General features: G+C 60.9%; 16 protein-coding genes. 8 read left to right on the forward strand and 8 right to left on the reverse strand.

Features of this window, described 5'->3' with window-relative positions; genetic code table 11:
• Window positions 1–77: 77 nt before the first annotated feature.
• Genes B5V02_RS39185 through B5V02_RS40340 form a run of 4 tightly spaced genes read right to left on the reverse strand, consistent with a single transcriptional unit; the run spans window position 78 to window position 5,104 of the window.
• Window positions 78–2,519, reverse strand: a complete 2,442-nt coding sequence (locus B5V02_RS39185) for an LPS-assembly protein LptD (protein ID WP_167458841.1) — start codon at window positions 2,517–2,519, stop codon at window positions 78–80.
• Window positions 2,519–3,604: an LPS export ABC transporter permease LptG gene (gene lptG, locus B5V02_RS39190; protein ID WP_208647201.1), complete on the reverse strand. Its 1,086-nt coding sequence runs from the start codon at window positions 3,602–3,604 to the stop codon at window positions 2,519–2,521. Before lptG ends, B5V02_RS39185 begins: the two co-directional genes overlap by 1 nt.
• A complete protein-coding gene (lptF, locus tag B5V02_RS39195) occupies window positions 3,601–4,803 on the reverse strand; it encodes an LPS export ABC transporter permease LptF (protein WP_111549248.1) in 1,203 nt (400 codons plus the stop codon). Before lptF ends, lptG begins: the two co-directional genes overlap by 4 nt.
• Window positions 4,790–5,104, reverse strand: coding sequence for a hypothetical protein (locus B5V02_RS40340; RefSeq protein ID WP_146606228.1), 315 nt, complete (start codon window positions 5,102–5,104; stop codon window positions 4,790–4,792). The genes lptF and B5V02_RS40340 overlap by 14 nt, the downstream gene beginning before the upstream one ends.
• Window positions 5,105–5,155: 51 nt before the next feature.
• Here B5V02_RS40340 and B5V02_RS39200 point away from each other — a divergent pair, with 51 nt between their 5' ends.
• Together B5V02_RS39200 and B5V02_RS39205 are read left to right on the forward strand one after the other, a co-directional pair.
• On the forward strand, window positions 5,156–6,646 hold the full coding sequence (locus tag B5V02_RS39200) for a leucyl aminopeptidase (protein WP_111549393.1): 1,491 nt from the start codon (window positions 5,156–5,158) through the stop codon (window positions 6,644–6,646).
• A 28-nt stretch (window positions 6,647–6,674) separates the two neighbouring features.
• Window positions 6,675–7,124: a DNA polymerase III subunit chi gene (locus B5V02_RS39205; protein ID WP_111549249.1), complete on the forward strand. Its 450-nt coding sequence runs from the start codon at window positions 6,675–6,677 to the stop codon at window positions 7,122–7,124.
• A 28-nt stretch (window positions 7,125–7,152) separates the two neighbouring features.
• Here the strand turns inward: B5V02_RS39205 and B5V02_RS39210 are convergent, their stop codons facing one another.
• Together B5V02_RS39210 and B5V02_RS39215 are read right to left on the reverse strand one after the other, a co-directional pair.
• On the reverse strand, window positions 7,153–7,671 hold the full coding sequence (locus tag B5V02_RS39210) for a DUF995 domain-containing protein (protein ID WP_111549250.1): 519 nt from the start codon (window positions 7,669–7,671) through the stop codon (window positions 7,153–7,155).
• 59 nt (window positions 7,672–7,730) lie between these two features.
• Window positions 7,731–8,654, reverse strand: coding sequence for a glycoside hydrolase family 26 protein (locus B5V02_RS39215; RefSeq protein WP_111549251.1), 924 nt, complete (start codon window positions 8,652–8,654; stop codon window positions 7,731–7,733).
• 628 nt (window positions 8,655–9,282) lie between these two features.
• Between B5V02_RS39215 and B5V02_RS39220 the strand changes: the two genes are divergently transcribed.
• From B5V02_RS39220 to B5V02_RS39230, 3 genes are all read left to right on the forward strand, one after another.
• A complete protein-coding gene (locus B5V02_RS39220) occupies window positions 9,283–11,163 on the forward strand; it encodes a glycosyltransferase family 2 protein (RefSeq protein ID WP_111549252.1) in 1,881 nt (626 codons plus the stop codon).
• Between the two features lie 111 nt (window positions 11,164–11,274).
• Entirely contained in the window at window positions 11,275–11,787 is a 513-nt protein-coding gene (locus tag B5V02_RS39225) for a DUF995 domain-containing protein (protein ID WP_281005107.1), read from the forward strand.
• 361 nt (window positions 11,788–12,148) lie between these two features.
• Window positions 12,149–12,553 (forward strand): hypothetical protein, encoded by a 405-nt coding sequence (locus B5V02_RS39230; RefSeq protein ID WP_378924988.1) that lies wholly within the window; start codon window positions 12,149–12,151, stop codon window positions 12,551–12,553.
• Here the strand turns inward: B5V02_RS39230 and galE are convergent.
• The gene (gene galE, locus B5V02_RS39235) at window positions 12,507–13,586 is read right to left on the reverse strand and encodes a UDP-glucose 4-epimerase GalE (RefSeq protein WP_111549254.1); all 1,080 of its coding nucleotides are present in this window, start codon (window positions 13,584–13,586) and stop codon (window positions 12,507–12,509) included. The two genes, B5V02_RS39230 and galE, sit on opposite strands and share 47 nt — an antisense overlap.
• A complete protein-coding gene (locus B5V02_RS39240) occupies window positions 13,583–14,623 on the reverse strand; it encodes a UDP-glucuronic acid decarboxylase family protein (protein WP_111549395.1) in 1,041 nt (346 codons plus the stop codon). The genes galE and B5V02_RS39240 overlap by 4 nt, the downstream gene beginning before the upstream one ends.
• A 764-nt stretch (window positions 14,624–15,387) precedes the next feature.
• On the opposite strand from B5V02_RS39240, the gene B5V02_RS39245 reads away from it, so the two are divergent.
• The 3 genes from B5V02_RS39245 to B5V02_RS39255 all read left to right on the forward strand — a co-directional run bounded on the left by B5V02_RS39245 (window position 15,388) and on the right by B5V02_RS39255 (window position 17,533).
• Window positions 15,388–15,999 (forward strand): hypothetical protein, encoded by a 612-nt coding sequence (locus tag B5V02_RS39245; RefSeq protein ID WP_111549255.1) that lies wholly within the window; start codon window positions 15,388–15,390, stop codon window positions 15,997–15,999.
• Complete coding sequence (locus B5V02_RS39250) at window positions 15,996–16,844, forward strand: 23S rRNA (adenine(2030)-N(6))-methyltransferase RlmJ (protein WP_111549256.1); 849 nt, start codon at window positions 15,996–15,998, stop codon at window positions 16,842–16,844. Before B5V02_RS39245 ends, B5V02_RS39250 begins: the two co-directional genes overlap by 4 nt.
• A gap of 236 nt (window positions 16,845–17,080) precedes the next feature.
• A complete protein-coding gene (locus B5V02_RS39255) occupies window positions 17,081–17,533 on the forward strand; it encodes a hypothetical protein (protein ID WP_111549257.1) in 453 nt (150 codons plus the stop codon).
• Window positions 17,534–17,585: the final 52 nt, after the last annotated feature.

Raw genomic sequence — 17,585 nt, forward strand, 5'->3', positions numbered from 1 at the left:
GGTTCCGCCCAATTCTATGCTTTCCGGGTGCGCAAAATCCCTGCCAGCCCTATGCGGCGAAACGATGTCGCCGACTGTTACTGGATCGTGCCGAGGGCATTGCTCGACGAGCCGAAATCGCCGAGGGTGCGGAACGACAGGTTGAAGCCGATGCTCTGCGTCACCTCCCTGGTGTTCAGGTCGCGCGACTGCGAGTACGACATCAGATAGGTGAAGCAGGAATCGTTGTAAGCGAAGCCGACGCCGTCGCTGACCAGCAGGCTTTCCTGCAAATCGTAGGTTCCGGTTCCGAAGACGCGCCAGTTTTCGGCAAGATGAGTCGACGCGCCAAGCGTGACCTCGTGGCGGTCGGTCGTGAAACCGTAAAGCGGCTGTGCCTGGATGAAGGCGTATTTGGCGGTCAGCGATACCGGCAGGCCGGTGTAGGCGGCCTTTAGCTCGCCACGGCGCATTTCAAAGCTCTGTTCGTCGAAACGGCCGCTAACCGAGGCAGCGAAGCCATTGGGGCTGTTGACACCAAACAGGCCGACATAGTCCGACTTGGTGGTGTCGAGGCCCGAATAGGCGCCGACATTGACCAGATCCGGCGCGGCGAAGGAATTCTCGCCGCCAATCTGGTAGGATTGGCCGAAAATGGCATTGGTGCCCCAGCCATTGCCGTAGGAGCCGGAATAGCGCAGGCCGACATTGGCGCGCGAACCGCCTTCCACCCGGTCATAGCCGGAGAACTTGTCGCGTTCGAACAACGTGGTCGCGTCGAAGACCATGCTTTGGGCGTCTTCGTTGGGAACGGCGAGCCCGCCGACATACTGCTCGTTCGGGCGCATGAAGACCTGTGCCATCGGCTCGAACACATGGCTCGAATTGGCACCCGAAAACAGCACGGGCCAGCGCATTTCGAGCCCGGCGGTTGCCATGTAACGGGCAAACGACGAGCGCATGTCGTCGCGGGCATTTATCTCAGGGTTCAGCGCCATCTCGTTGATGGCGGCAAGCGAGGCCGATGACGCGTTGACGTAGTCGGCGTCGCCCTGCAGCGCGAGCAACGGCGTCAGCACCAGCCCGCCATCGGTGACGAAGGTCCGCTTCCACTCGGCCTCGGCGGTGAGGCGCCCGGATTCGCCCTCGATGCCGCGAACACGCTGAGTTGGAGTGAGCGAGTTGTATGGGGTCGAAAAGGCCTGGTCGAGATCGTCGCGGTGGATGACGCGTGCGTTGACATTGAGCGACAACTGGCCCCCAGCCACCGATACGTCGGGAATATAGGCATAGTCGAGCGTCGGCAGCACCCAGGGCTGCTGGTTGCTGCGTGCGGAGATATTGCTGTTGGGCGTATCTTCCTGCACCTCGAAGTGCATGGCGCGCAGGTCGAAATAGTTGCGGCCGTTGAGACCCGTCAGGTAGACCGACGACTGGTGGACGCTGCTGCTGTACTTGTCGATGCTGTAGGTATTCGAGAAGTTCTTGTCGGTCTGCAGCAGCACATCCCAGCCGAAATTCCAGCGCGGATTGATGGCGAACTGGCCCTGGGTGCCCATCATGCCGCGGAATTTGTTCGGATCTCCAACTCCACCCGAATTGATGTTGTGGCCAGAGGTGGCTGGGAATCCAGCCGTGTCGAGGAAGGCATCAGGATCCCGCTGCTGAATCCCGGCGATCTTCAAACTGTACTGGCCATTGTTGAAGCGCTGGCGCCACTCGGCCTCACCGAGGAAGCCCTGCTTGGTGTAGCCGGTGCCGGTGACGGTCAGGTCGTAGGTCGGTGACAATGCGAAATAATAGGGAACCTTTACGCCGACGCCGAGGTCGCTCTTGTAGACGATGCTGGGGATCAGGAAGCCGCTCTTGCGCTTCACTGTCGGGTCGGCGATCTCAAACGCGGGCAGATAGGCAAGCGGGAAGCCGAAGAACTCGAAATTCGCGTTCTCGAAGCGAACCGTCTTCTTCTCGCCGTTCCAGATGATTTTCCTGGCCTTGACGCGCCAGGTCGGCGCCTTGTCGGGCTTGTCCTCGCACGGTTCGCAGGCGGTGTAGACGCCATTGTGGAACGTGGTCAGCACGCCGCCCATGCGCTCGGCGCTTTCGGCTGCGAAATAGGCCTTGTCGATGGTTTCGACGCGCAACGCGTTGACGAAGCCGTCGGCAAAATCATCGGTGATGTCGATATGTTCCGAATTGATCTTGGTGCCGTCGCTGTTGATGACCTCGACATTGCCGCTCGCGACCATCCGCTTGGTATTGCGGTTGTATTCGACCCGCTGGGCGACAAGGCGATTGCCACCGTAGTCGATCTGCACGCCACCGACGGCAGTCACCGTCTGGTTGTCGTTGTTGTAGACCAGCGTATCGGCAGCCAGCAGCATCTGCGAGCCGGACGGAACTGTGGCCGCCATGTCGCTGACGTCCTGCGCAAGCGCGGGCATCGGCACGGCGCAGGCAAGCAGGCACGCCAAGGCGCTGGCCGCATAGAGGCGCGCCAAACCGGCCTGCCTGTTGCTGGGCAAAAACGCCTCCCTCACTAGCCGTCTTCCTTGTATAGCAGGAAAGTCACCCCGAAGAACATAGCCACCACGACCGGTACCCAGGCGGCTACGACAGTCGGCACGAACCCCGCCACGCCGAATGCCTTCACCAGCACCGAAACGACATAAAGCAGAAAGCCGGCGACGATGCCACCCAGAATCATCGTCGCTGACTGTCCCATCCTAGCAAATCGCATTGAAACCGTTGCCGCAATCAGCGTCATGGCGACGAGAAGGAACGGCAACGCCACGAGCGAATCAAACTGCATGGCAAAGGCATTTGCCTTGAGGCCGAACGAGCGGGCAACCTCGATTTTTCCGGGCAGGTCATAGAAAGGGATGGTTTCGGGGCGCGCCAGCCGCTCCTGCACGAATTCGGGCTTCAGATTGGTCGGCACGCGATCGCTCGCCGATGCCTGGATCGTGCCGTTCTGGAACGTCTTGACGTCCTGCAATTCCCAATAGCCGTCGCGCAGGAAGGCGCGCGCGGCGTCCTTGCGCTCGACGATGTTGCCTTGCGGGTCGAGAATGAAGAAGACGACATCGGCCATCTCGAGGCCCTGGTTGAGGATCGCGCGCGCGCCAATGATGGTGTCCCCGGAACTGGTTTTCTGCCGGATCCAGGGTGCGGCATCGGCCGAAACCGTGTTCGATTTGCCGGAGCGCAGCTGGGTTTCGATCTGCTCGGACCAGGAAAAGGCGTGCGCGGCGAGTGGATTGATGACGCCAACCGACAGGACGCCGAACAGCAACGCTCCGATGCAGCACGGCAACAGGAATTGCCAGGCGGAAACGCCGGCGGAACGCGCGATGACCAGCTCGTAGCGCCGGTTGAGCGACACCAGTGTCGCCATCGCCGAGAAGAGGCCGACAAACGGCACCGTCTGCAGCATGATCATCGGCATCCGCAGTCCGGAAATGGCCACTGCCGTCCCGTAGGTGAAGCCAGGCAGGCCGGTGGTGCGGCCGGAAAGCTCGGTGAAATCGATCAGGAACACCAGCGCCAGGAGGCCGATGAAGAACCAGATGGTGATCGTCACGTAGCGGAAGAAGAAATAGCGGCCCAGCGTCCAGCCCATCAGCTGACCCCTTGCCCAGAAGTGCCGCGCCCGGACAGACGCAGCTTCAGCGCGTTCCAGCTGTCACCGATGCGAGTGGCGAAGTTCGTCATCCAGTCCGCCCAAGCTATCGGCAGTTCCATGGTCCGGTTGGAGACGATGAACCAGATCGCCACCGCCGAAGCCACAATGGGCACGCCATAGACCATATAGGCGTATTGCGGGATCTCATCGGCCTTGCTGGCGGCAAAGAAGCCCAGCCAACGCACGAACAGCGATATCGAAATCGCCGTGATCAGCGGATTGACGCGCGCCTCGCGGTGCGAGCGAGCGTCCCCCGCGACCGCGAGCGCGATCAGCGCGAAGACGATGGAATAGGTCCATTCCGAAAACCGCTGGTTGAGCTCGGCCCGGTATTCAAGGGGAATTTGTTGGTAGTTCTTGTCGTTGAGGTTTGGATTGAGCAGGTACTGGGTCGTCTGGTCCTTCGGCAGCAGGTTCACCTCCGAAGCCGCCGCCATGAAGGCCGACATGTCGAAGGCATAGGATGTGAACCGGATGACCGACAGGTCGCCGGTCAGCGTTTTGCGATGGATGACGCCGTCATTCATCATCAGCACCTTTTCGCCGCCGCGTTCGATGATGTTGCCCGTCTTGGCGTAGTAGACCAGGTTGACCCCTTCTTCGCGCGAATCGGCGACGAAGATGCCGCCCAGCCGATTGTCGGGAAGCCGCTCGCCGATCTGCAGGAACAGCCCATCCTCGATCTTGCGGAAGGTGCCTTCCTGGATGATCAGCGACAACAGATCCGCGTGCGACGCCGCCACCAGGGCTCGGTTTTTCTGCCGTGCATAAGGGTCGATGCCATTGTCGACGGCAAAGGAAAAGACGCTGGCGGCGAGTGCCAGAAGCATGATCGGCCGCACGATCGTCCAGCGCGAGGCGCCGGCGGCGTTGACGACGGCGAGCTCGGAATCGGAATTCATCACGCTGAGTGTCTGTGCAACCGCCACCACCACCGCAAAGGGCACGACGATCGGGATGATGGAGGGAAGGATAAGAGCGGCGACCTCGAAGAAGGTCAGCGACGACTGGCCGCTGTCGGTGACCAGATCGATCTTGGCCAGCACCTGCGTCGTCCAGACGATGGCCAGCGTCCACACCAGCGCCGCCATGAAGACCACGAAAGCGCGGCGCATGATGTAGCGTTCAATGACCTTCATGAAGGCTTTTCTCGATCTTCTCGAACGGCATCATGCCACCGCACAAGGTAGCTGTCCGGCGGCGCCTGCACAACTGGCTCCATGGATGGTCGATCCGGTTCCCGTCCCACATCACGCGCCCCCGGCGGGTCGGAGTGTCGGCGGCAATGGATAAGAAAGGGCAAACATCGATGGTTAACAACAGGTTGCGGCAAAAAGCGGGGCCGTGCCGCGAAGAATCACCATCGATTCCGTTGGTCATATGGGGTGCGAATTTGGCAAAGTCTTGCCAAATGCAGGAAAACGACCAAATGTCGCGCATCGCTTCGAACCACTTCCCCAAAAGCTACGCATTTTCCGAAAGCAGGACATGATGAGCCAAAGACCGTCGATCGCCTTCGCCAAATTTTCCGCACCCAAGACTGGCACGGTCTTCGTGCTGTCGGCGGATGAGGGCGGCCTGAGCGATGCCGCCAGGGCTTGCGATCCGGGCAAGACATTGGAGCGGGCCTTTCCGGTCGCCGAGTTCACCGGCAAGTTCGCCAGCTCCGTCGAAGTTCTGGCGCCGGAAGGAACGTCGCTCGACAGGCTGGTGGCGATCGGCGCCGGCAAGGTGTCGGGGCTCGACGAATATGCGTGGCTGAAGCTTGGCGGCACCATTGCCGCGTCGCTGCGCAAGGCGACCGACGTGGCCGTGGTGCTCGAAATGGTCGGCGCCTCGCCAAGCGGCAAGGACGCGGCAAGCCTCGCGGCAGGCATTCTTCTGCGCAGCTATTCCTTCGACAAGTACAAGACCAGGAAGGACAAGGACGAGGCCGAGCCGAAAAAGCCGGTCAAGGTCACCATCCAAACCGCCGCTCCGGCCGCTGCGAAAAAGGCCTTCGCTGAGGTCGAGGCGGTGATCGACGGCGTGCTTCTGGCGCGCGACCTCGTCAACGAACCGGCAAACGTGCTTGGGCCGGTTGAGTTCGCCGCCCGCGCCAAGGAACTCGAGGCGCTCGGCGTCAAGGTCGAGATCCTGGCCGAGAGGGAGATGAAGAAGCTCGGCATGGGCTCGCTGCTCGGTGTCGCGCAAGGCTCGCCGCGCGGCGCCCGCATGGCGATCATGCAGTGGAACGGCGGCAAGCCAAAGGACAGCCCGGTTGCGTTCGTCGGCAAGGGCGTCACGTTCGACACCGGCGGCAATTCGATGAAGCCGGCCTCCGGCATGGAGGACATGAAGGGCGACATGGGTGGCGCCGCCGCCGTCACCGGCCTGATGCATGCGCTGGCCGCGCGCAAGGCGAAGGCCAATGTCGTCGGCGTCATCGGCCTGGTCGAAAACGCTGTCGACGGCCATGCCCAGCGCCCCGGCGACATCGTCATTTCGATGTCGGGCCAGACCATCGAGGTGCTCAACACCGACGCCGAAGGCCGCCTCGTGCTGGCCGACGCGCTGTGGTACTGCAATGACCGCTTCCAGCCGAAATTCATGGTCAACCTGGCGACGCTGACCGGCGCCGTCATGGTGGCGCTCGGCCAGCACTATGCCGGCCTGTTTTCCAACAATGACGAACTGGCCGAAAGGCTGACGGCGGCGGGGCAGGCGACGCAGGAGCGGCTGTGGCGCATGCCGCTCGGCGCCGAATACGACAAGCTGATCGATTCCAAGAACGCCGACATGAAGAACATTGGCGGCCGCTATGGCGGTGCCATCATCGCCGCGCAATTCCTGCAGCGTTTCGTCAAGGAGACGCCATGGGCGCATCTCGACATTGCCGGCACGGCGATCGGCTCGCCGTCGAACGAGATCAACCAGTCCTGGGGTTCCGGTTTCGGCGTCAGGCTGCTCGACCGGCTGGTGCGAGACAATTATGAGCAGTGAGCGGGTTCATCCGGTATAGGCAGAGGCGATGGCCGACGTCCTGTTCTACCACCTGACCGAATCGACGCTGGAGGATGCGCTGCCCGGCCTCCTGGAGCGCAGCATCGACCGTGGCTGGCGCGCCGTGGTGCAGACCGGCACCGAGGAGCGCCGCGATGCGCTCGACCAGCATCTTTGGACTTTTCGCGACGATTCGTTCCTCGCCCATGCAACCGATCGTGAGGCCTATCCCGGCGAACAGCCGATCCTGTTGACCACCGGCGACGCCAATCCCAACGAGGCAAAGATCCGCTTCCTGGTCGACGGCGCCATGCCGCCCGAGCTTCGCGGCTACGAGCGTGCCGTGTTCCTGTTCGACGGCCACGACGCCGCCCAGGTCGAGGCGGCCCGGGGGCATTGGAAGACGATGAAGGACGCCGGCCACGCCGTCACCTACTGGCAGCAGACATCAGACCGCCGCTGGGAGCGCAAGGCGTAGGCCAGCGGCTTGTCGCAGATGACACTGTCTACGGTTTTGCCTTGATCCGGTTCTGTTGCACTGTGACGTAATCGCCGTATTTTATCTTCAGAAACTCGTCCGCCAGGCTGCGATGCGAATTCCTGAAAACGTACCAGTCGCCATCCGGAATCTTGCGCTGGTAAATCGCCCTGCCGGCCTGGCGATGCTCGAAACAGGTGAGGGCGTCGGCGTCGCCTCCTGCTCCGTGCCATTTGGCGCGGAAGCAGAGCTTGCCACCTCCAGGGATGAACCAGGTGCCGTCACCGTAGCCCGGCTTGCCTTTGTCCGAGGTCCAGGCGCTGAATTGACGGCGCTGCACAGCAAAATATCCAGCGCCGTTTCTACCCCAGAGCCACGAACGGTTCTGGTACATCTGGTAGATACCCTCATCGGGCACCGCCTCGGCCTGCCTGGCCAGTTCGGCGACTTGCGCTGCCGTCTTGGCTGTCGCGGGAAGCTGAAAGGCAAAGACACCAATGGAACAGGCAAGCGCCGTTCCGATACAATTCCCCAGTACTCGTTTCACAACTCTACCCCACTATTTTACGCCACGCCCAATTTGCACCACACCCGATGCAGCACCCCCTAGGGCAAGATATGCTGGGTAACCCTCCAATCGGGCAGCCCATAATCACCCAACCACGGCCACACTTCCTTCTGGTTGAAATAGACGACCGAGGTCAGGGCCGGAAACTCCGAATAGGACTTGCGGGAATCGATTTCCCATTGCGAAACATATTCCTGCTTCCCGACATAGCCGAGCTCCGCCACCACGACCGGCTTGTTGAAGCCCGCGACGCGGTCATAGCCGGGCTTCAGCGCCTCGGCGAACGTACGGTCATGACCGGTCTCGTTATTGTCCTTTTTCTGCAGGCCGAACACCGACAGGCCGATGACGTCGACGTAGTCGTCGCCAGGGTAATATTTTTCCAGACCCTCTTGGCCCTTGGGTGACCACATATATTTGGCGGCGGGGGCAGCCTTGCGGCAGATATCGACCTCGCGCTTGTAAGCGGCGATCCAGTCCTTGGGAGCCCAGTTGGCCCAGGTGAAGCGGCCGTTCGTGTCCTCCATTTCCTGCGCCCAGCGAATGGTTACAGGGCTCTTCATGGCCCCCACCAGGTCGCAGATTGCCTGCATGTTGGCGTCGTATTTGCCGCTCAATATGCCGTTGCGCAGTTCGGCCGGGGTGATGCGCCAGTCTTTCGACCAGGTCCACGGCTCGACAGTGATCAACAGCGACCGGTTTCGCTGAAGGGCATAGGCGTCGGCCAGGGGAAGGCTCGCCAGATCGACGTCTTCCCAGGGCAGGAACAGCTCCTCGATGCTGGCACTCTTGTCGGCACTGAAGTCCCCGTAGGGATCATAGGATCCGAACGCCGAAGCTGCGCTGCTCGTCTGAACGGGGTCCGTCGCGGCTACGGAGCCGGCGCCTCCCGCAGTGGGGAACGCCGCGCTTCCGCCCAATACCAGCGCGATTGCAAGTACATTTGCTGCGGGGTGTTTCATGTTAATCTCCCATGGCTTCAACATCCTGCGGAAGTTGAAGCTTCGCCCGTGCGCGTCGATGCTTGATCGACACGCGATTGCCCAAAAACCAATCGGCTCTATTGGTGGAATCTGCGGGATTTCGGAGCGACCATCGGTGGGCGTGCGAATCTTCGCACAGGGCCCACCCAACCATTGTCTATCTCTCAAAGCGCCGACATCGAGGAGCTACAGAGAGAAGGTTTCGCCGCGATACTCACAAATTCGCGTCAATATCCCGATATATCATCCCTAGCTAAATTAAGAGCCGGTCGCGGCCAGGAGTCAAGTACAATTAACGGTTGCTTAACCCTGTCATTCCCAACATGGTTAACGCTGCTCTCGAGCCTGATCCCCCACTGAACAGCCTCGACCCCATCAGCAAACTTCCAACGCAGAAAATTTAGCCGGCTCGTCATTGGGGAGGGTGGTTTGGGGGTGGTTATTCCCCTCCCGATTCAAGGCGTTAGGTTAACCAGATCTCAAGAATCATAGTTAATGAATGCTTAATTTAGTTGACTCTAAGAAAGCGCGGGCTGATTCTACCGCCGGGATTTGAGAGCTTTCAGCCATCTGTCGGCGGAAGCCCAAAGTGGCGGCGAGTAAGTGTATGAGTGCTTCCGTTCAGGCAAGCATCATCGGCCATGCGAGCAGACGCGCGCATCGATCTGAGACGGGTCTGGCCGCCACTGCGCGGAAGGGTCCCTTTCTGGTGCCCGTGCTGTCGGCCACCCAGCAATGGGTCTTGAGACTGGCCCTGGCCTTCTGGTTCGTCACGCTCGGATTTTTCTGGTTCTGGTGGCTGAAGCCCGAGCATGTCGAGCATGTCGGGCCATACGCATTCGCGACACTCATTCTGGTATGGCTCACGCTCATGCCGCTGTACTTCCTGTTGAACGTGCACGCGTCGAAAAAGCCGTCCAAGCTTCACACGATCCCGAAGCGTTCGCGGGTCGCGATGGTGGTCACCAAGGCCCCGTCCGAACCGTTTGCCGTGGTTGCGCGCACGCTTGAAGCGATGCTGGCTCAGGATTATCCGCACGATACCTGGCTGGCAGACGAGGACCCATCCGAGGAGACGATCGCCTGGTGCAAGGCCCGCAACGTCATGATTTCGACCCGGCGCGGCCGGGAAGATTATCATCGCAAGGTGTGGCCGCGCCGGACGCGCTGCAAAGAGGGGAATCTGGCATTTTTCTACGATCACTATGGCTATGAGCGCTATGATTTCGTCGCTCAGATGGATGCGGACCACGTACCGACGCCAACCTATCTCAGGGAAATCCTGTTTCCCTTCGCCGATCGCTCGGTTGGCTACGTCTCGGCGCCGAGCATTTGCGACAACAATGCCGCTGACAGCTGGTCGGCGCGCGGCAGACTGTTTCCGGAAGGGATGTTCCACGGGCCCCTGCAGTCCGGCCATACAGGCGGCGGGGCTCCGCTCTGCATCGGCTCGCACTATGCCGTGCGAACCACCGCGCTGAGGCAGGCGGGTGGTCTTGGCCCGGAACTGGCCGAAGACCATTCAACGTCGATGCTGATCAATGCGGCCGGATGGCGCGGTGTGCATGCCATCGACGCCATCGCGCATGGCGATGGCCCGCAAACCTTTGCCGATCTTGTCACGCAGGAATTCCAGTGGTCGCGGAGCCTGATGACGATCTTGCTCGAATACTCGCCCAGCTACCTTTCCAAACTACCGCGACGGTTGCAATTTCAGTTCCTGTTTTGCCAGCTTTGGTATCCGCTGTTCGCCACATTTGCGCTGCTGATGTACATCATGCCGATCTACGCGCTTTGTTCGGGCCAGAACTTCGCCAACGTGATGTATGCCGACTTCCTTTTCTACTACGCGCCAAACTCGATTGCCCTGGTTCTCCTGGTGATGATGCTGAAGGCGTTCGGCCTTTCGCGCCCGATCACCGCCAAGACGCTCAGCTGGGAAGGGACGTTGTTCCTGTTCTTCGCGCGTTGGCCGTGGGTGCTCGCCGGCACGCTGTCGTCGATCCGCGACTATCTGACCAAATCATTCGTCGATTTCCGCGTTACTCCCAAGGGCAGCGGCCCCAAAGACCTTCTGCCCGCCCGCGTCATCGTTCCCTATGTGGTGCTTGCGGTAGGTGCGTCCTTGCCGGTTCTTCTCGTGGATCACCCTTCGAACGCCACCGGCTTCTACTGGCTCGCCGCATTCAATGCGCTGATCTACGGGCTGCTTGTGGTTGTGATCGTAACCAGGCACCTCATCGAGAACAGGATTTCGCTGCGAGCCAGTGTTGTGAAACTCGCCTGGCAGGCATCGCTCGCCTGCGTTGCGCTCTCGGTCCCGGTCGCGGGATTTTACGACCGCGGACTGGAAGGCATATATGGGCTGCAGCAGGGCGCCGGTGGCATCCGCATCGTTAGGATCGCCTATCCGGTTTCCGGCGCCGGCCGGGGCGGGATCGGCGACCGCAATTTCTACTTCGACCCTGGCTGGAACGAGAGTCGGTGACAGGCGGAAGGGATGGTATGTGGGTGGCCTTGTCCCGCCTTTTGGCCGGTTGTCATTTGGAGGATCACTTCTGTGGTTGGTATCCTGTCGATCCGCTGCCTTCTATTGACAATGATTGTTGCGCAGCCGGTCTTGGTCAGCGGCCCAACTGCCGCGACCGCCGAAGAGGTTGATTTGTCGGCGGTCACCGCGGCCGCGCCGCTCACCCCGGCGGACCTGTTTCACCTCTATGCGGACCGCACATGGGTCTGGGAAAACGGCGCTGCCTATTTTGCCAAGGATGGGCGCCAACTTCGCGCCTGGACCGACGGCGCCAATGCGTCGATCGGCCAGGGCCGGTGGTTGGTCACCAAGAATGGCAAATTATGCATGGATGCAAAATGGAAGACGCTTGCCGGCAGCACGCAGGGGCGAACCTGCTTCAGCCATCACCGATTGGGCGGCACGATATACCAGATGAAGGATCCGAGCGGTTCCTGGTATGTTTTCCAGGCGTCGCCGGCGCAGCCCGCGCAGGAATACGACAAGTTCAAATCCGGCGATACGACCGCAGCGACCTTCGAAAAGATGCGTCAGATGATCAGCCCCGGCGGGCAGCCGGCACCAGTCAAAAGCGGCGGTTGAGCGGAACTGCCGCCTGGCATGAGCCATGACGCAGCCAGTGATTTTCGCTACCCTGCGCCGGCCCCCATCCTGACAGGTCGAGCAAACAACCCAGATCCATCTCTGTTCTGAGAGCAGGCTGCTCCTGTCGAGTGCCTGTCAAGGCATGGCCGAATCGCCTATTGTCAACCTTCAAGCGGTCCGGCCAGTGCCGTCGACGGGCCGACTGCCGATTGATCGCATTCTAATAAGATCCGACGGAACGACCAGACGGTAAGCTCACCATTCGGTTTTCATGAATATTAATAAGTGAAGTCTAATGTTCCTGCGTATGTGGTAGCGAGCGGTCGCTTACGCGGCGTGAAAGCGACGAAAGCAAAGTATGTCGCAACTCGCCTTTGGCAGGGGACAAATGATGAAAAATTCCGCAATGGGCGCCTTTCGCTCGATCAAAAATAACGCAAGTATTATTGCAGCTGCGATGGTGATAGCCATGGTTTCGGGTTGTCAGAGTATGGATGCAACCAAAACCAATTCGATCCTCGTCAAGCCTGTGGTCCACTCGGTTCGCAGTGAGCCTGCGGTCCAGCCGGTCCGCGTCACAGTGCGGACGGCTGAAAGAGCTTACGCTTTTGCATCGCCATCGCGTGTCAAAATCCGCACGCCGGCGCCGGTGAAGGTCTCCTACAATCCGGGCAATGGCGGTCCGTTCCTGGGGAGTTCGCCTTACATCTGCAGCCCTAGCGGATTTGGCCAACGCGCGAGCTGCCGCCGGCGTTATTCCTGAGCCATCGAGCCGCGACAGGCGCTACCGCCTTGGTTGGCCGTAGTTTCATCGGCTTCGTCTCCAGCCCAAAAAATGGGGCGGCCGTCCTGACGATCGTGTCGATGTCGGAAAGCTCCGGCACAAAGCCAAGATGTTCGCGTGCGCTTCCCGGATCGGCGTAGAGCTCGGCCGGGTCTCCGGGGCGCCGGGTCCTGAAGACGGCCGGAACCGGTCGTGACGTCGTTCGGCTGACGGCCTGGACAATCTCCTTGATGGACACGCCCCGCCCTGTGCCGAGGTTGACCGCCAGGCTTTGTCCGCCGCCCTCGAGATGCATCAGGGCCTTCAGATGGGCGCGGGCCAGATCGCTGACGTGGATATAATCCCGCACGCACGTGCCGTCCGATGTGTCGTAGTCCGTGCCGAAAACCTCGATCTCGTCGATGATGCCTGATGCGGCCATGAGCACCCTGGGAATCAGGTGTGTTTCCGGCGAATGCCACTCACCGAGCTCGCCGTCGGGATCGGCGCCGCAAGCGTTGAAATAGCGCAGGATCGCAAATTTCATTCCGTATGCGGACGCATAGTCGCCGATGATCTGTTCGCCCATCAGCTTGGTGCGCCCGTAAGGGCTGATCGGATTCTGCGAGGAGGTTTCGCGAACGGGCAATGCCTCCGGCACGCCGTAAGTTGCGCAGCTGCTGGAGAAGATGATGTTCTCGATGGCGTTCGCGCGCGCCGCATCGAGCACCGCGATGGTGCCCGTGACATTGGTCGAATAATATTCGGCAGGCTCGCGAACGGACTCGCCGACATAGGCCAGCGCCGCAAAGTGGATGACCGCCGTCGGCCGGTACGTCTTCATCGCCCCCGATAGCGCATCCCGGTCCCGGATATCACCGACGACAAGCGGACCCCAGCCGACGGATTTCTCATTGCCGCGGCTCAGATTGTCGAAAACCACCGGCAAATAGCCGGCGCCGGCCAACTGCTTGCAGGTGTGGCTGCCGATGAAGCCGGCCCCACCCGTCACCAGGATTGCCGGGCGAGTCATGACGCCGCGGCTCCTGTGACCAGTTTGCTTCCGTAGAGCAGGGTGTCAAAATAGTCGACAGTATGCGCGAGCCCCTGGCTCAAGCTGATTTTCGGCTCCCAACCGAGATTGTTCCTGGCAAAGGAAATGTCGGGCTTGCGCTGTCTGGGATCGTCGACCGGCAGCGGCCGATGCACGATCTTCGATCGGGAGTTGGTGTAACCGACGACCAGTGTCGCCAGTTCCATGATGGTGAATTCGCCGGGGTTGCCGAGGTTGACCGGATGCACGGGCGCACTCGGCGCATTCATCAGCCGGACAAAGCCCTCGATCAGGTCGTCGGCATAGCAGAAGGAACGCGTCTGTAGGCCGCTGCCGTAGACGGTCAGGTCTTCGCCGCGCAGCGCCTGGACGATGAAGTTCGAAACCACGCGCCCATCATCGGGCTGCATGCGGCGGCCATAGGTGTTGAAAATGCGGGCGACGCGGATATCGAGGCCATATGTTCTCGAATAGTCGAAGAACAGGGTTTCGGCCGAGCGCTTGCCCTCATCGTAGCAGGATCGCGGTCCGTGCGTATTGACGTTGCCGAAGTAGCTCTCGGGCTGTGGGTGCACGAAGGGGTCGCCATAGACTTCGGACGTCGAGGCCTGGAATATCTTGGCATTGTTCTGTCGCGCCAGTTCCAGAAGGTTCAGTGAACCAAGCACGTTTGTCTTGAAGGTATGGATCGGGTCTTCCTGGTAATGCGGCGGAGAGGCCGGGCAGGCGAGATTGTAGATCTCATCGAACTGAAGACCCAAAGGCAGTGCATTGACGATGTCGTGCTCGATGCACCTGAATCTCGGATTACGCAGAAGGGCATTGAGATTGTATCTCTTGCCGGTGTGGAAATTGTCCAGCGCGACAACGTCATATCCGTCCCGCAAAAGACGTTCACACAGATGCGATCCCAAAAATCCCGCACCTCCGGCGACCAGGGCGCGGCCTCGGTTTTGATTGGCGCCCCTTTGACTGTTCCCGGGCTCCAGTTTCAGAACCTTGATGAGCTTACTCATGCTTCCTCTCACGCACCGCGCACGCTACCGCCGGGGCCGGGACAAATGCATTGCCCGGCCACGTCCTTGAGAACGTGGCAAACCCTCCGCATCTGCGGAATCGCCATCATTGATGTGCGTTAACTGTTCTCTGGGTTCGCGGAGCTGGTGCTACTACACGACCTGTGTGCTGCCGTTCAGCCTTCTCTGCGCCCCGAAATCGCGATCACACGCTTGGTGCCATCATCGTCGATTGCTCGCCCAAATTGCACATCCCAACGTATCAAAAATATACCTGTGGAAATCCTAGTCAACTAAATTAGCGAATCCTTAACCATCACTGTTTGCGAATGGTTAATCATGACGCCGGTGTTGGCTTCGCGACCGGACCTAGGGTGTACAGGGCAGATCCTCGTTGTGAATCAGCGCATTGGTTAGGTCACAAAAAAATCCAATCGGATGCGGCAAGCTGTTTCAGGGCAGAACCAAAGCTTGACAGCGAGGAGCGTCAGGAAAGAGCCGGCGGCGCAACTCAACGCGCATAGGTAGAGTCGCGTGCGTGCCCAACAGCGCCGCCAATCTGGTTGCTCCCGCAACCCCATGATCCACCTCCTGGGTCTTGTGGCGGAAGCCTATCAAGTCGTCTGGCGCGCATCGGCCCCTGCCGCATTGCTCAAGGCGCGCAAGCAGCGAAAGCCCTGGAAGCAGGATGGCCAACGCTGGCCATCGCCTTTTGATCGTCGGAGCGCTATTGGCAAGGTCACGATACCTTCTGGTGATCCTGAATGCGCTTTCTGTTTGTCCTGATCCTGCTCGCCGGCACCGGCATCGGTGTCATCTATCCCTGGGCGACGAGCAATTTCTCCGGCCACGAGATCGGCACCTGGCGGGTCTACGAGCAGGGCCGCTTCAAGCGGCTGACGGTGCCGCTGGCCAGCCGCGACGCGCCGGTGCGGGTGCTGGTCGATCTGACCGCGAGGGCCGAGCGTATCGTTTCGCGGCAGCGCACGGTGCTGACGCTGACCGCCGCCACCAATGGCCGCACGGTGCTCGCCTCGACGCTGCAGTTCAACCATGCCGACAACCCGCGCCAGGCCAGCCCGCAACTGCCCGACAAGATATTTCGCGATGAGGCGGGCCTGATCGCGGCCGTCAGCCCCGGTCCGTACCTCTTCACCGTCGGTCCGGGTGATGCCGAAGACATCCCGATGCGCGCGGTCGATCTGATCCTGCGCTCCGGTGTCGGCGAGATCGACGGCCGTGCGCGGCCGGTCGGCTACGCGCTGATGGCGATTGGTTTGATCGGGTTTTTGCTCTCCCTGCGTAGTCGTGGCGGCCGGCCGGAAAATCCGAATTCGCAGCCGCCACCGCCGCGTTGGGGCAGGGGCTCCACGTGAACTATCGTCACGCCTATCACGCCGGAAATTTTGCTGATGTCGTCAAGCATGTCGTGCTGACGCGACTGCTCGAATATCTGAAGCAGAAGGACAAGGCGTTTCGCGTCATTGACACCCATGCCGGCATCGGCCGCTACGATCTGTCCTCGGTCGAGGCGCAGAAGACCGGCGAGTGGCAAGGCGGCATCGGCCGGTTGATCGATGCCTCGTTCGCCGCACCGGTGGCGGCACTGCTCGCGCCTTATCTGGAGACGGTGCGGTCGCTCAATCCCGAGGGCGGCATCCAGAAATATCCGGGCTCGCCGCTGATCGCGCGTCATCTCATGCGCAAGCAGGATCGGCTGTCGGCTATCGAGCTGCACCCCAAGGATGTAGGCAAACTGAGAACCCTCTTTGCCGGCGATTTCCAGACGCGTGTCATCGAGCTCGATGGCTGGCTGGCGCTCGGCGCGCATCTGCCGCCGAAGGAAAAGCGCGGCCTGGTGCTCATCGATCCGCCATTCGAGGAAGCGGGTGAGTTCGAGCGCCTCGTCGACGGGCTCATAAGGGCGCACAAGCGCTGGCCCGGCGGCATCTATGCGCTGTGGTATCCGATCAAGGACCGCAAGGCGATCATCGCTTTCCGGAAGGCGCTCAAGCAATCCGGCATCCCGAAGCTGCTCGACATAGAATTCGAGATCAGGCCCGCCTCTTCGGAACCCAGCCTCGACGGCAGTGGTCTGCTGGTGGTCAACCCGCCATTCACGCTGGAGGACGAACTGCGGACGCTGCTGCCGGCTCTGCACAGAGTGCTCGCCGTGGAAAAGCCGGCGCACTGGTCACTGGAATGGCTGGCCAGCGAGTAATGCCGCAGCGGCCTCTATCGAAGCGACCCAATGGAACGCCGGCAGGTGCGAAAAGCCCGCATTCCGGAGGGGGGTCAGGAAGGCGGGCTCTTTAACGACCCAGAGCTTGCGCCCTCTTGAGTCCAAGTTCGGCCTGGGCCAATGCGTTCCGAACTGGGAAACCATTGTTTCCGCAACCGCTTGACCGCCGCCAAGCGAATCCGCACAGTGAGCGCAATCGACCTTGAGAGGCTGCCATGACTCGCTTCGCCAAATCCGCACTTGCTGCCCTGATTTCGCTCTGCACTCCGCTTGCCGTGCCTCTCGGCGTTACCCAGGCCGTGCAGGCGGCCGACCTTGGCGTCTATTCCGACGACGATGGCGGCGTCTGTGGCGAAGCCTGGGTGTTGAACAAGATCACCAGCCGCTTTTCCTATCAGGTGCATCATGTGCCGCATCTGCCGGACGTACAGATCACGGATTTCCGGCGCATCCATCAGCATCGTTATCTGGCGGCCAACGAGACCTGGCCGATCGGCCGCCGCTACTGCGGCGCCACCGTCAGCCTGTCCGACGGCCGCGATCGCACCATTTGGTACCTGATCGAGGAAGGCCAGGGCTTCGCTTCGATCGGCGACAATGTCGAATTCTGCGTCTCGGGCTTCGACCGCTGGATGGTCTACAACGGCCGCTGCCGCGTCCTGCGCTGAACGCGGGTTTCCGTTCCGATCCCTTTTCGCGCCTGCGGCTCGATCGGCTGCA

The organism is Mesorhizobium kowhaii (assembly GCF_003253745.1).
GTDB classification, from domain to species: Bacteria; Pseudomonadota; Alphaproteobacteria; order Rhizobiales; family Rhizobiaceae; genus Mesorhizobium; species Mesorhizobium kowhaii.

Excerpts from the sequence above, each read along its gene's own strand:
- lptF (WP_111549248.1), bottom strand. The coding sequence starts at position 4,803 with ATGAAGGTCATTGAACGCTACATCATGCGCCGCGCTTTCGTGGTCTTC.
- B5V02_RS40340 (WP_146606228.1), bottom strand. The coding sequence starts at position 5,104 with ATGCGCGACATTTGGTCGTTTTCCTGCATTTGGCAAGACTTTGCCAAA.
- B5V02_RS39200 (WP_111549393.1), top strand. The coding sequence starts at position 5,156 with ATGAGCCAAAGACCGTCGATCGCCTTCGCCAAATTTTCCGCACCCAAG.
- B5V02_RS39205 (WP_111549249.1), top strand. The coding sequence starts at position 6,675 with ATGGCCGACGTCCTGTTCTACCACCTGACCGAATCGACGCTGGAGGAT.
- B5V02_RS39215 (WP_111549251.1), bottom strand. The coding sequence starts at position 8,654 with ATGAAACACCCCGCAGCAAATGTACTTGCAATCGCGCTGGTATTGGGC.
- B5V02_RS39220 (WP_111549252.1), top strand. The coding sequence starts at position 9,283 with ATGAGTGCTTCCGTTCAGGCAAGCATCATCGGCCATGCGAGCAGACGC.
- B5V02_RS39225 (WP_281005107.1), top strand. The coding sequence starts at position 11,275 with ATGATTGTTGCGCAGCCGGTCTTGGTCAGCGGCCCAACTGCCGCGACC.
- B5V02_RS39230 (WP_378924988.1), top strand. The coding sequence starts at position 12,149 with ATGTCGCAACTCGCCTTTGGCAGGGGACAAATGATGAAAAATTCCGCA.
- galE (WP_111549254.1), bottom strand. The coding sequence starts at position 13,586 with ATGACTCGCCCGGCAATCCTGGTGACGGGTGGGGCCGGCTTCATCGGC.
- B5V02_RS39240 (WP_111549395.1), bottom strand. The coding sequence starts at position 14,623 with ATGAGTAAGCTCATCAAGGTTCTGAAACTGGAGCCCGGGAACAGTCAA.
- B5V02_RS39245 (WP_111549255.1), top strand. The coding sequence starts at position 15,388 with ATGCGCTTTCTGTTTGTCCTGATCCTGCTCGCCGGCACCGGCATCGGT.
- B5V02_RS39255 (WP_111549257.1), top strand. The coding sequence starts at position 17,081 with ATGACTCGCTTCGCCAAATCCGCACTTGCTGCCCTGATTTCGCTCTGC.